Below are 11778 nucleotides of genomic sequence, written 5' to 3' on the forward strand. Positions count from 1 at the left end.
AATGACAGAAAAATGACTGAGTGCTGCATTCCACAGCAAAACCCCGCCTTATACCCATTTACACACAGAGTTATCCACAAACCACACGATCGTTTCTGCGATCCTCTCTTTATAACAGCCTCTTTCAACAGAAATAAGAAGGGGTCAAAATCGAAAATTAAAAATTCGCGAGCGTTGCGCAAACGTTTTCGTTACAATGCCCCCGCACAACAAGGATGCCCCGTAAGGGGCGTTAGCTGAGTTTTTAGCCAAGAATTCACCTAACGCTCTCTGTAATAGTCAAATCCAGGGGATTTACCATGCAACAACGTCGTCCAGTCCGCCGCGCTCTGCTCAGTGTTTCTGACAAGGCCGGTATCATCGAATTCGCTCAGGCACTTTCCGCACGCGGTGTGGAGCTGCTGTCAACGGGTGGCACTGCGCGCCTGTTAGCGGAGAAAGGTCTGCCAGTGACCGAAGTTTCCGATTACACCGGCTTCCCGGAAATGATGGATGGACGCGTGAAGACCCTGCATCCGAAAGTCCACGGCGGCATTCTTGGTCGTCGCGGTCAGGACGACGGAATTATGGAACAACACGGTATCGCACCTATCGACATGGTGGTCGTTAACCTGTATCCGTTCGCCGAGACCGTCGCACGCGTTGGCTGCTCGCTGGAAGATGCGGTAGAGAACATCGATATCGGCGGCCCGACTATGGTACGTTCCGCCGCCAAGAACCATAAAGACGTGGCTATCGTTGTGAAGAGCAGCGACTACGACGCGATTATTAAAGAGATGGATGCTCACGAAGGCTCTCTGACCCTCGACACCCGTTTCGATCTCGCGATTAAAGCCTTCGAACACACCGCCGCCTACGACAGCATGATTGCCAACTACTTCGGCAGCATGGTTCCGGCTTATCACGGTGAGAGCAAAGAGGCCGCTGGCCGTTTCCCGCGTACGCTGAACCTGAACTTCATTAAGAAGCAGGATATGCGCTACGGTGAGAACAGCCATCAGCAGGCTGCCTTCTATATAGAAGAGAATGTTAAAGAAGCGTCCGTTGCCACCGCACAGCAGGTACAGGGCAAAGCGCTTTCCTACAACAATATCGCTGATACCGACGCAGCGCTGGAGTGCGTGAAAGAGTTCAACGAGCCAGCCTGCGTGATCGTTAAACACGCTAACCCGTGCGGCGTGGCGGTAAGCACTTCTATTCTCGATGCTTACGACCGCGCCTATAAAACCGACCCGACCTCCGCGTTTGGCGGCATCATCGCTTTCAACCGCGAGCTGGATGCCGAAACCGCGCAGGCCATCATCTCCCGCCAGTTCGTGGAAGTGATCATCGCCCCATCGGCTACCGAAGAAGCACTGAAGATCACCGCCGCTAAACAGAACGTTCGCGTTCTGACCTGCGGCCAGTGGGCACAACGTGTGCCGGGTCTGGACTTCAAACGCGTTAACGGCGGTCTGCTGGTTCAGGACAGGGATCTGGGTATGGTGAGCGAAGGCGAACTGCGCGTAGTGTCCAAACGTCAGCCGACCGAACAAGAGCTGCGCGATGCGCTGTTCTGCTGGAAGGTCGCCAAGTTCGTGAAATCCAACGCCATTGTTTACGCCAAAGAGAACATGACTATCGGCATAGGCGCAGGCCAGATGAGCCGCGTGTACTCGGCGAAAATCGCGGGCATTAAAGCGGCAGACGAAGGTCTGGAAGTGAAAGGCTCTGCGATGGCTTCCGACGCGTTCTTCCCGTTCCGCGATGGTATTGATGCCGCCGCCGCCGTTGGCGTGAGCTGCGTTATCCAGCCTGGTGGTTCTATCCGTGATGATGAAGTCATTGCCGCTGCCGATGAACACGGTATCGCGATGATCTTTACCGACATGCGCCACTTCCGCCATTAATCCACGGAGCAGACGATGAAAGTATTAGTGATTGGCAACGGCGGGCGCGAGCACGCGCTGGCCTGGAAAGCGGCGCAGTCGCCGCTGGTCGATACCGTTTTTGTTGCACCGGGTAACGCAGGCACCGCACTGGAACCCGCGCTGCAAAACGTGGCAATCGCGGTAACCGATATTCCGGCACTGCTGAGCTTTGCCCAGAACGAGAAGATCGATCTGACCATCGTTGGTCCGGAAGCGCCGCTGGTGATTGGCGTGGTCGATGCCTTCCGCGCCGCAGGCCTGAAAATTTTCGGCCCAACCGAAGGTGCTGCACAACTGGAAGGCTCCAAAGCCTTCACCAAAGACTTCCTCGCGCGTCATAACATCCCGACCGCGGAATATCAGAATTTCACCGAGATTGAGCCTGCGCTGGCCTATCTGCGTGAGAAAGGCGCGCCGATCGTCATCAAAGCTGACGGTCTGGCTGCCGGTAAAGGCGTTATCGTGGCGATGACGCTGATCGAGGCCGAAGCCGCCGTTCACGACATGCTGGCGGGTAACGCTTTTGGCGATGCAGGACATCGTATCGTTATCGAAGAGTTCCTCGACGGCGAAGAGGCGAGTTTTATCGTGATGGTCGACGGCGAGCACGTGCTGCCGATGGCCACCAGCCAGGACCACAAGCGCGTAGGTAACGGCGATACCGGCCCGAACACTGGCGGCATGGGCGCATACTCACCGGCCCCGGTGGTGACCGATGAAGTCCACCAGCGCACCATGGAACGCATCATTTGGCCAACCGTGAAAGGCATGGCGGCGGAAGGTAACACCTATACCGGTTTCCTGTACGCGGGTCTGATGATCGACAAGCAAGGCAACCCGAAGGTTATCGAGTTCAACTGCCGCTTCGGCGATCCGGAAACCCAGCCGATCATGCTGCGCATGAAGTCGGACCTGGTGGATCTTTGCCTGGCCGCCTGCGACGGCAAGCTGGATGAGAAAACCTCTGAGTGGGATGAACGCGCCTCGCTGGGTGTGGTCATTGCCGCCGGAGGTTATCCGGGCAACTACAATACCGGCGATGAGATCCACGGCCTGCCGCTGGAATCTTCAACGGAGGGTAAGGTCTTCCACGCTGGCACCAAACTCGCTGACGACGACCGAGTGCTGACCAGCGGCGGGCGTGTGCTGTGCGCCACCGCCCTGGGTCATACTGTGGCTGAAGCGCAGAAACGCGCTTACGCCCTGATGACCAACATCCGCTGGAACGGCAGCTTCAGCCGTAACGACATCGGCTGGCGCGCCATCGAGCGTGAGCAAAACTAACGGCTGAGCTTAGCCAGCAGCGTTTTGCGCGTAATACCTAACTGACGGGCGGCTTCGGTTTTGTTGCCGCCCGTTTTTTCCAGCGCCGCCAGAATCACCTCTTTTTCAACATCCACCAGCGGTTGGATCTCGCCACTGAATTCCGTTTTTATTGGCGTTGCGGCAATCGCCAACGGCAACTCGCGTTCGGAAATATATTCCCCCGTTAACAGCACCACTGAACGCTCAATCGCATTTTCCAGCTCACGAATATTGCCCGGCCAGTCATAGTGGATCAGCAGATCCATCGCCTGCGGAGTAAAGCCTTTCACCGCTTTTCGGTTACGCGCGGCAAAACGCTGGAGAAAATGTTCGGCCAGCAGCGGAATATCTTCCCGACGCTGACACAGTGCTGGCATTTCAATGGTGACGACGTTCAGGCGATAGTAGAGATCCTGGCGAAAGCGCCCGGCGCTGACCTCCTCGGCCAGATTACGATGCGTGGCGGCGATCAGCCGGACATCAACCGCAATAGTCTGGTTGCTGCCAACCCGCTGCACTTCGCGCTCCTGGATAGCCCGCAGCAGACGCACCTGCATCAGCGGTGAGATATCGCCAATTTCATCAAGAAATAACGTGCCGCCATCGGCTTCGACAAAACGCCCTTCCCGGCGTTTATCCGCCCCGGTAAACGCGCCTTTTTCGTGGCCAAAAAGTTCGGACTCCAGCAGCGATTCATTAAGCGCCGCGCAGTTGAGCGTCACCAGCGGCTTATCGCAGCGGGCGCTGCTGGCATGTAGCGCCCGGGCCACCAGCTCTTTCCCCGTGCCGGAGTCTCCGTGAATAAGCACCGTTGCATCCGAAGGAGCAACCATCGCAATTTCGTTGAGCAACTGCTGCATCGCCGGACTGCGGCCAATCATGCCAAACTGTACCGCCGACGCCGATGGCAGTTCAGCGCCCGTTTCCCGGGTATGCGCCAGCGCCTTTTCCAGCGTCTCCTGCAGACGGTCAAAATCCAGCGGCTTGATTAAGTAGTCCAGCGCCCCGGTTTTCAGCGCCTCAACGGCAGTCTCCACGCTGGAGAACGCCGTCATGATTAACACTGGAATCGCTGGATTCAGCGTTTTAATCTCTTTCAGCGTTGCGATGCCGTCCATCTCCGCCATGCGCACATCACACAGCACTAAATCAAATACGCGTTCGCGCACCTGTTCCATCGCCGCTCGCCCGCTATAGGCCAGCGCGACCTCATAACCCCAGCCGCGCAGCAACGCCTGTAAAATGGTGCAGTGGCTGATATCGTCATCGACCACCAGAATATTGATTTTTCCGCGCGTCATCCTTGTTGATCCTGTTGTTTCGCTTTGGTCGGCAGCCAAAGGGTAAAGGTCGCGCCTTTGCCCTCAACGCTTGCCACCTGAATGGTACCACCGTGTTGTTCGACTATGTTCTGCACAACCGCCAGCCCGAGACCGGTTCCGTCAGCTTTAGTCGTGAAGTAAGGCGTAAAAATGGCCTCCAGTTGTTCCGCTGCAATCCCTTTCCCGCTATCGGTCACCACGATTTTAACGCGATCGGCGCTGCTTTCACTCGCTTCAACCGTAATCGTGCCCTGATGCCTAATCGCATGAATGGCGTTCAGATACAGGTTCAACAAAACCTGAGTCAGTCGGTCAGGATCGGCCTGAATCGCGGGTAACGTGGAACTGGCCGAAAACTGTAGCTGGATTTCCCGGCTTGCCGCATCCTGACTCACCAGGTGTAATGAGTGGGTGATGACCTCATTAAGATCCACCTGTTGCAACGTCAGATGCGCAGGTTTCACCAGCTCCAGCAGCTCGCTCACTACCCGATTTAAACGATCCGCCTCTTTCGCCATCACCTGAGCCAGTTCGTGCGACTCGCCTCCTGCCGGGGTTCGTTCGGCAAAATACTTTGCTAAGCCTTTGATGGATGAAAGCGGGTTACGAATCTCATGCGCGACCCCAGCCGCCAGATGCCCAAGCGCCATCAGTTTTTCTTTACGCTTCATCGCGTCCTGCAGCTCTTTGTACGAGCGCTGATAGCGCTGATACCAGAAGAACGTCAGCACGGTGGCCAGCAGCACAGCCGCCAGCGCAAAGAGGACTATCAGAGTGTTACGCCACTCTCTTGCCTGAGTCGCGGCCAGATCGCTGGCATCAAAGGCGATAAATATGGTTTGCGCAGGCGTGATAAGCTTTCCGTCATTGCTGGCGCAGCGCGCCATGCCATGGCGTCCAGGACCATACATCGGCTGAAACTGGCGATAAATTTCCAGGGCCGGCGTTTTTTCGCCGTCCCTCGCTGGAATGTCAATATTTCGCCAGCTTTCTTGTTCCCCGGGACTAAGCTGTTGCAGAACATCCGGTGAATAGAGCGTTTTGCCGACCATTGAGGAATTGCTGTGAGTCATAATGACACCATGCTCATCAACAACGGCAAACCAAAGCACACCGGGTTGTACGGCCATTTCCTCCAGGAGCGTCTGCTGTTGAGCATGATGCATACGCATTCCCATGCCTACGCGCGTACCAGACTCCAGAGCGCGGATCAGCACGCTGCCTTTTTCCAGTAACGTTTGCCGTGCGGCGCCGCTTTCCCGCCCATAGTCCCGAATGGTCATAATCGAAAACCAGCCGACCAAAATCAGGATCGACGCCAGCAAGAGTCGGCTCGCCCACCTGGCCGCCGTGTCCTTATAAAGACGCATACGCTCTCCCTTTACCCACCTGTTCCTTTCATCGTTGCCGGTATACAGCAGAAATCATGCCATTTTTTCTCCTTAAGAACCCTGCCCTCAGACACAAACAGCTGCAAGTAGCGGGTAAAAATGACCCATTAGCGCGTTCTGGCGAGTCATTTTTACTCGCTTCTCTACAGAGACGACGAGTACAGCGCCCGCAGGGCTGGGATTACCGCTTTGGCACGGAAGATGCAAACAGGTATGTAAGCTAACCAACAGGAGAACGAACCATGAAACGGAACAACAAACTGGCGCTGATTGCACTCTCTCTTATCGCACTGGGCTCGACCCCGGCGCTGGCGCAGAATCACTGGGGATATGGTGACGGAATGCAGCAACGGGGCGGTACGCCAATGACCGCTGAGCAGCAGGCTACCGCGCAGAAAATTTATGATGATTACTACTCACAAACTAGCGCATTGCGCCAACAGCTGACCTCCAAACGTTATGAGTACAACGCGTTGCTAACAGCCAGCTCGCCGGACACGGCAAAAATTAATGCCGTGGCAAAAGAGATGGAGGCGTTGAATCAGTCCCTTGACGAGCAACGCGTTAAACGCGATGTCGCAATGGCGCAGGCAGGCGTACCTCGCGGAGCGGGAATGGGTTACGGCGGATGCGGCGGTGGCGGTAACCATCGCGGCGGCGGCCATATGGGAATGGGCCACTGGTAACAGTATTGCCTGATGGCAAATTATCAGAAGGTTTTCTCTTTCGGTTGCCAGTGACAGAAGTCTTCGTTGGCGACCAGCAGGAGCTGCGATCCTTCGGGCGCTTCCAGCCATGCCACGCTCACCTCTACGGATGAATGGCTCTGGCGGCGCTCAATATGGTTTATCGCCCACGATTCAAGATCGGGCTTCAGCGTCTCACCTTCACAGGTTGTGACCGTGTTATTCGCATGCCAGCGTCCCTGACGCAATATCACCCGTCCCTGACGCAACGCATCGCTGGTCTGGCGGATTTGATCGGCACGGTAGCGGTAAAGCGCGATTTGATCGCTGGAAAGCTGCTGCTTAAGACCGTCGACCTCACGCTGCATGAAACTCAGTTCACCCCGGTCATCAAAGCGTATACGAACATGTTCCGGCGGTTTACTGTACACGTTGAGTTCTATCAGAGAGAGCGAGTCACCCTGCCAGCGGTATTCACTGGTGGTGGTATCGCCTTTACGCCACGGACTAATTACCGAGAGCAAGTGAACATCGTCGCTGGAATCTTTACGCCAAATGCGTACTGCCCCCTGATCGCCAACATAGCCGCTGGCTGTGAACGGAGGAAGCTCAGAATGGCGACTGCAGGCAGACAGCAACAGAACACCTGAAAGCCACAGCGAATGACGCCAGATGGACAAAAGGGGCGAAACCGCCCCTTCGATAAAACTGTTCACTGCCACGCGAATTACTTAACCGCGTCTTTCAGTGCTTTACCAGAAACAAATGCCGGTACGTTAGCTGCGGCAATTTTGATTTCTTTACCGGTCTGCGGGTTGCGGCCAGTGCGCTCAGCACGGTGGTTCACTTTGAAGGTACCGAAACCAACCAGTTGTACAGCATCGCCTTCTTTCAGAGACTCAGTAATAGCAGCCAGAGTGGATTCCAGAGCAGCTTTAGCCTGTGTTTTAGACAGTTCTGCTTTGTCTGCAATTACATCAATCAGTTGAGTCTTGTTCATAAGTTATCCTTACAATGTGTTTATCGCTTGCTAAGCATCGAGTGCGACGGAAATGCCAGAAAAGCACTCTCCTGCATACACGCACCGATAGCCACTTTTTTTCGCCCCCCAAATGTAGACCAGACCGGGGGCGGATGGGAAGCCTTCAGGCACGACAAATCAGGCGTTAAATCACGTTTTGTGGTGTCATTGCTGAAAATTTATACCAATATTGCTCTCACCAGCCTCGCGCAGGTCTGCACGAAGCCCTTTTATCAGCTCAATATCGCGTTCTTCACAGTCGGCTAAAAGTCGGAAAATTTCCCACTGAATATCCCATTCTTGTTCAACAGCCGGGTTCTCTTTGAGCTCTTCATCGGTCATTTCGCGACCAGCCTGGGTCATTTCCAGCATCGCAACCGTCGTAATCGAAGCCTTACTAACTTCAATGGCATGCTCCAGCGTTTCACCGCTAAGACGCGAATGCATCAGTTCGCTTAATGCCACACAGGCATCAATCGCCGGATAAACGCCGTACAGATCGTAATCATCTGCAGAAGGAATGGCCTCTTCAAACTTTTCCAGTTGGCTATCGAAATTGATTTTCGCGTCTTTAACCGTCAGCGCTTCCCAAATCAGATCCAGAATTCTGCGGTAAATCTGTCCATCGCCAAATTCAGTTTGCTTGCAGAACATGGCGTAGTTTGGGTACATGCGTTCGCACAGGCAGGCCATAAATGTGACGTGCTGCCAGCTTTCCAGCTTCTCCAGACGCAGGTGAATCGGATTTTGTAACATGATGAGTTCTCAAATACGGAAATTAGCGGCAGTTTACCCGATATGGGGCGTTTTTGCTGCAAGCCGCGTAAAAGCCGGGCGTTCGGATGCCACCGCATCTGCCCAGCGTGTTGGTTCCGGCAGACGATAGCCGTTCATACAGCGTTGCACCCACGCCAGCGCGCTGTCCATACTCACGCGGTGCCCCGTAGAGATAAACAGCGGATTACAGCGTGCTTTGCTGCGCCAGACCCATGCCAGCTGTTCGCCTTTATCCAGCAACGGGGCTAATGCTCCGGGTTCGGCGGCAAGCGGCTCAAACTTGCCGCACAGCCGCTTTTTCGCCACGCCAATCGTCGGGACATCCACCAGCAGGCCAAAATGGCTGGACACACCCAGACGGCGCGGATGAGAGATACCATGACCGTCAACAAATAGCAGATCAGGCTTGTACGAGAGCAACTGCCAGGCGGCCATCAGCGCGGGGGTTTCGCGAAAGGAGAGAAAGCCAGGAATGTAGGGCATGGTGGTGGCGATTCGCGCCACCTTGTATTCAACCAGTTCCAGCGAGGGGTATTTCAGTAAGACCATCGCGGCTCGCGTCACTTCGCCGCCCTGCTCAAACCCAACGTCCGCCCCGCCGATCAGATCCGGCGGATCGTTCTTCAGGCGATCCTCGCGGATCACCGAAGAGGCCAGTTCAAGCTGCTGCGCGCGCAGCGACGCGAGATCCATAATAACTCCTTAGCGGTGGTATTGTTCGGACAGGCGATGCACCGCCTCCACAAACACCCCAGCATGTTCCGGCGGTACGTCCTGATGGATGCCGTGGCCGAGGTTGAAGACATGACCTTCACCGTGACCGAATCCGGCCAGAATCGTCGCAACCTCTTCTTCGATGCGGGCTGGCGGCGCATACAGCATGGACGGATCCATATTGCCCTGTAGCGCCACTTTATGACCAACACGACGACGCGCATCGGCAATATCGGTAGTCCAGTCGAGACCTAACGCATCACAGCCGGTTTCCGCCATCGCTTCCAGCCACTGACCGCCACCTTTGGTGAACAGCGTCACCGGTACGCGACGACCTTCGTTCTCACGCAGCAGGCCATCGACGATTTTGTGCATGTAGTACAGGGAGAACTGCTGATAGTCGCGACCGGTCAGCACGCCGCCCCAGGTATCGAAAATCATCACCGACTGCGCGCCCGCTTTGATCTGCGCGTTCAGGTACAGGGTGACGCTCTTCGCCAGCTTATCAAGCAGCAGATGCAGCGCTTTTGGATCGGCGTACATCATCTTTTTAATCACGGTGAAGGCCTTGCTGCTGCCGCCTTCGACCATATAGGTCGCCAGCGTCCACGGACTACCGGAGAAGCCGATCAGCGGTACTTCGCCTTTCAGTTCACGGCGAATAGTGCGCACCGCATTCATTACGTAACCCAAGCCATCTTCCGGGTCCGGGATCGGCAGTTTGTCGACATCAGCCTTGCTGGCGATCGGCGAGGTGAAGCGTGGGCCTTCTCCGGCTTCAAAGTACAGCCCAAGTCCCATCGCATCAGGAATCGTCAGGATATCCGAGAAGAGGATCGCGGCATCAAGTTTATAGCGACGTAGCGGCTGCAGCGTGACTTCGCAGGCCAGCTCGGCATTTTTGCACAGCGCCATAAAATCGCCCGCCTCGGCGCGCGTGGCTTTATATTCCGGCAGATAGCGGCCTGCCTGGCGCATCATCCATACCGGAGTGACATCAACGGGCTGGCGCAGCAGCGCACGCAGATAACGATCGTTCTTCAGTTCGGTCATTTTTGCAGTTCCTTATTGCGTCAGTCCATCAGTGTATCACCACTCGTTCTTTACTCGTACTCAGCCCGACACATTGCCACAGTGTCTTCAATCAATCGACGCGCGACGGTGCCTGGCGGGGGTAAAAGCGGTAAGTCGTCATAGCGATACCAGTTCGCTTCCAGCAGCTCTTTCGGGTCAATAACAATTTCGCCGCTATCATACTCCGCCATAAATGCGGTCATCAAAGACTGCGGGAACGGCCATGGCTGAGAAGTGACGTAGCGCAGATTTTTCACCTTAATGCCGCTCTCTTCCATGACTTCACGCGCCACCGCCTGTTCCAGGGTCTCGCCCACTTCGACAAAACCTGCCAGCACGGTATGCACGCCGTTACGATGGCGAACATGCTGGGCGAGCAGGATAGAGTCATCACGGCGAATGGCGACGATAATGCAGGGGGCAATTTGCGGGTAGTAGCGTTCGCGACAGTGGCTACACAGCATCGCCCATTCCGTTTTACTCGGGTGCATGGGATGACCACAGTAACCGCAGAATTTATGCGAACGGTAAAACTCGGCCAGCTGTACGCCGCGTCCGGCCAGTTGAAACAAGCCAACATCCTGGTCAATGATCTGGCGTACCGACCCCATATCGTGTCGACGCTGCTGCTGCACCAGCCAGACTGTTTCCCCTTCCCATTCGCCTATTGGTATGGCGCGCTGCCCGGTCAGATCAAAACGGGCTGCGTCGCCGTAAGGCAGTTCGCCATGAGGCAACCATAACTTTTGCTCATGACTGACAATCCACCAGCCGCTATCAAATTTTTCAATTATACGATCCATATCTCTTGCGCAACCTTTGCTTCACAGGCATGTTGTTTACATTATTTTTACATTTACGGGTGAGCAGTTCCTTAACACCATCTTGCGGAGTCAATCATGCTAAACCAGCTGGAAAGCCTGACGGAGCACGTCGGAGGAAGTAATAAACTGGTTGATCGCTGGCTACATGTACGTAAGCACCTGCTCGTGGCTTACTACAATCTGGTTGGCATTAAGCCTGGCAAAGAATCGTACATGCGACTCAATGAAAAAGCGCTGGATGATTTTTGTCAGAGCCTGGTCGATTACCTCTCCACCGGACACTTCAGTATTTATGAACGTATTCTCCATAAATTGGAAGGGAACGGGCAGCTTTTAAAAGCCACAAAAATTTGGCCGCTGCTGGAAGCCAATACGCAGCTGATCATGAACTACTATGATACCAGTCTGGAAACGGCGATTGATCATGATAACTTCCTTGAATTCCAACAGGTTTTATCAGATCTCGGCGAGGCGCTGGAAGCCCGTTTCGTACTGGAAGATAAGCTGATCATGTTGGTATTTGACGCGATGCACGAGAGTAGTACTCTCAAACGTCATGCTTGAGATTTGCGGCATTAACGCGTAGCTTACATTCATTACCTCTTAACTGAGGTTACTTCTTGTCGGAGTGCTTATTTTCCACAACAGCATGAGTGGAAAAGGCTGAGACCGTTAATTCGGGATCCGCGGAACCTGATCAGGTTAAAACCTGCGAAGGGAACAAGAGTCAATCTGCAATAGCATCGCCTCCGGG

General features: G+C 54.9%; 12 protein-coding genes and 1 riboswitch. Of the genes, 4 read left to right on the forward strand and 8 right to left on the reverse strand.

Annotation, left to right across the window (positions count from 1 at the left end):
* The first annotated feature begins 299 nt into the window (after positions 1-299).
* Both purH and purD read left to right on the forward strand, forming a co-directional pair.
* The gene (gene purH, locus OGV77_RS06730) at positions 300-1889 is read left to right on the forward strand and encodes a bifunctional phosphoribosylaminoimidazolecarboxamide formyltransferase/IMP cyclohydrolase (protein WP_087050384.1); all 1590 of its coding nucleotides are present in this window, start codon (positions 300-302) and stop codon (positions 1887-1889) included.
* A gap of 15 nt (positions 1890-1904) precedes the next feature.
* On the forward strand, positions 1905-3194 hold the full coding sequence (purD, locus tag OGV77_RS06735) for a phosphoribosylamine--glycine ligase (RefSeq protein ID WP_087050385.1): 1290 nt from the start codon (positions 1905-1907) through the stop codon (positions 3192-3194).
* Here purD and zraR read toward each other — a convergent pair.
* Together zraR and zraS are read right to left on the reverse strand one after the other, a co-directional pair.
* On the reverse strand, positions 3191-4516 hold the full coding sequence (gene zraR / locus OGV77_RS06740; RefSeq protein ID WP_043018032.1) for a sigma-54-dependent response regulator transcription factor ZraR: 1326 nt from the start codon (positions 4514-4516) through the stop codon (positions 3191-3193). The two genes, purD and zraR, sit on opposite strands and share 4 nt — an antisense overlap.
* A complete protein-coding gene (gene zraS, locus OGV77_RS06745) occupies positions 4513-5907 on the reverse strand; it encodes a two-component system sensor histidine kinase ZraS (RefSeq protein ID WP_087050386.1) in 1395 nt (464 codons plus the stop codon). Before zraS ends, zraR begins: the two co-directional genes overlap by 4 nt.
* Positions 5908-6170: 263 nt before the next feature.
* Between zraS and zraP the strand changes: the two genes are divergently transcribed.
* Positions 6171-6614 (forward strand): zinc resistance sensor/chaperone ZraP, encoded by a 444-nt coding sequence (gene zraP, locus OGV77_RS06750; RefSeq protein WP_047407315.1) that lies wholly within the window; start codon positions 6171-6173, stop codon positions 6612-6614.
* 23 nt (positions 6615-6637) lie between these two features.
* On the opposite strand, the gene OGV77_RS06755 is transcribed toward zraP, so the two are convergent.
* The 6 genes from OGV77_RS06755 to nudC form a co-directional block, all read right to left on the reverse strand.
* A complete protein-coding gene (locus OGV77_RS06755; RefSeq protein WP_043018508.1) occupies positions 6638-7330 on the reverse strand; it encodes a DUF1481 domain-containing protein in 693 nt (230 codons plus the stop codon).
* Positions 7331-7341: 11 nt separating this feature from the next.
* Positions 7342-7614 carry a nucleoid-associated protein HU-alpha gene (gene hupA, locus OGV77_RS06760; protein ID WP_001044509.1) on the reverse strand — a complete coding sequence of 91 codons (273 nt, stop codon included), beginning with the start codon at positions 7612-7614 and terminating at the stop codon, positions 7342-7344.
* 186 nt (positions 7615-7800) lie between these two features.
* Entirely contained in the window at positions 7801-8391 is a 591-nt protein-coding gene (locus tag OGV77_RS06765) for a YjaG family protein (protein ID WP_003842015.1), read from the reverse strand.
* Between the two features lie 33 nt (positions 8392-8424).
* Positions 8425-9105, reverse strand: a complete 681-nt coding sequence (gene nfi / locus OGV77_RS06770) for a deoxyribonuclease V (RefSeq protein WP_043018029.1) — start codon at positions 9103-9105, stop codon at positions 8425-8427.
* A gap of 9 nt (positions 9106-9114) precedes the next feature.
* Positions 9115-10179 (reverse strand): uroporphyrinogen decarboxylase, encoded by a 1065-nt coding sequence (gene hemE / locus OGV77_RS06775; protein WP_043018028.1) that lies wholly within the window; start codon positions 10177-10179, stop codon positions 9115-9117.
* A 50-nt stretch (positions 10180-10229) separates the two neighbouring features.
* Positions 10230-11003 (reverse strand): NAD(+) diphosphatase, encoded by a 774-nt coding sequence (gene nudC / locus OGV77_RS06780; protein ID WP_087050387.1) that lies wholly within the window; start codon positions 11001-11003, stop codon positions 10230-10232.
* A gap of 96 nt (positions 11004-11099) precedes the next feature.
* On the opposite strand from nudC, the gene OGV77_RS06785 reads away from it, so the two are divergent.
* Positions 11100-11588 (forward strand): Rsd/AlgQ family anti-sigma factor, encoded by a 489-nt coding sequence (locus OGV77_RS06785; protein ID WP_043018026.1) that lies wholly within the window; start codon positions 11100-11102, stop codon positions 11586-11588.
* 50 nt (positions 11589-11638) lie between these two features.
* A riboswitch (TPP riboswitch) is annotated at positions 11639-11761 on the forward strand.
* Positions 11762-11778 lie beyond the last annotated feature (17 nt).

The organism is Citrobacter sp. Ce129, from assembly GCF_030334545.1.
GTDB lineage: Bacteria > Pseudomonadota > Gammaproteobacteria > Enterobacterales > Enterobacteriaceae > Citrobacter > Citrobacter europaeus.

What these genes read in the sequence shown, in the direction of transcription:
- OGV77_RS06785 (WP_043018026.1), top strand. Translation starts at nt 11,100, where the DNA reads ATGCTAAACCAGCTGGAAAGCCTGACGGAGCACGTCGGAGGAAGTAAT.
- hupA (WP_001044509.1), bottom strand. Translation starts at nt 7,614, where the DNA reads ATGAACAAGACTCAACTGATTGATGTAATTGCAGACAAAGCAGAACTG.
- zraR (WP_043018032.1), bottom strand. Translation starts at nt 4,516, where the DNA reads ATGACGCGCGGAAAAATCAATATTCTGGTGGTCGATGACGATATCAGC.
- hemE (WP_043018028.1), bottom strand. Translation starts at nt 10,179, where the DNA reads ATGACCGAACTGAAGAACGATCGTTATCTGCGTGCGCTGCTGCGCCAG.
- OGV77_RS06765 (WP_003842015.1), bottom strand. Translation starts at nt 8,391, where the DNA reads ATGTTACAAAATCCGATTCACCTGCGTCTGGAGAAGCTGGAAAGCTGG.
- purD (WP_087050385.1), top strand. Translation starts at nt 1,905, where the DNA reads ATGAAAGTATTAGTGATTGGCAACGGCGGGCGCGAGCACGCGCTGGCC.
- zraS (WP_087050386.1), bottom strand. Translation starts at nt 5,907, where the DNA reads ATGCGTCTTTATAAGGACACGGCGGCCAGGTGGGCGAGCCGACTCTTG.
- purH (WP_087050384.1), top strand. Translation starts at nt 300, where the DNA reads ATGCAACAACGTCGTCCAGTCCGCCGCGCTCTGCTCAGTGTTTCTGAC.
- nudC (WP_087050387.1), bottom strand. Translation starts at nt 11,003, where the DNA reads ATGGATCGTATAATTGAAAAATTTGATAGCGGCTGGTGGATTGTCAGT.
- nfi (WP_043018029.1), bottom strand. Translation starts at nt 9,105, where the DNA reads ATGGATCTCGCGTCGCTGCGCGCGCAGCAGCTTGAACTGGCCTCTTCG.
- zraP (WP_047407315.1), top strand. Translation starts at nt 6,171, where the DNA reads ATGAAACGGAACAACAAACTGGCGCTGATTGCACTCTCTCTTATCGCA.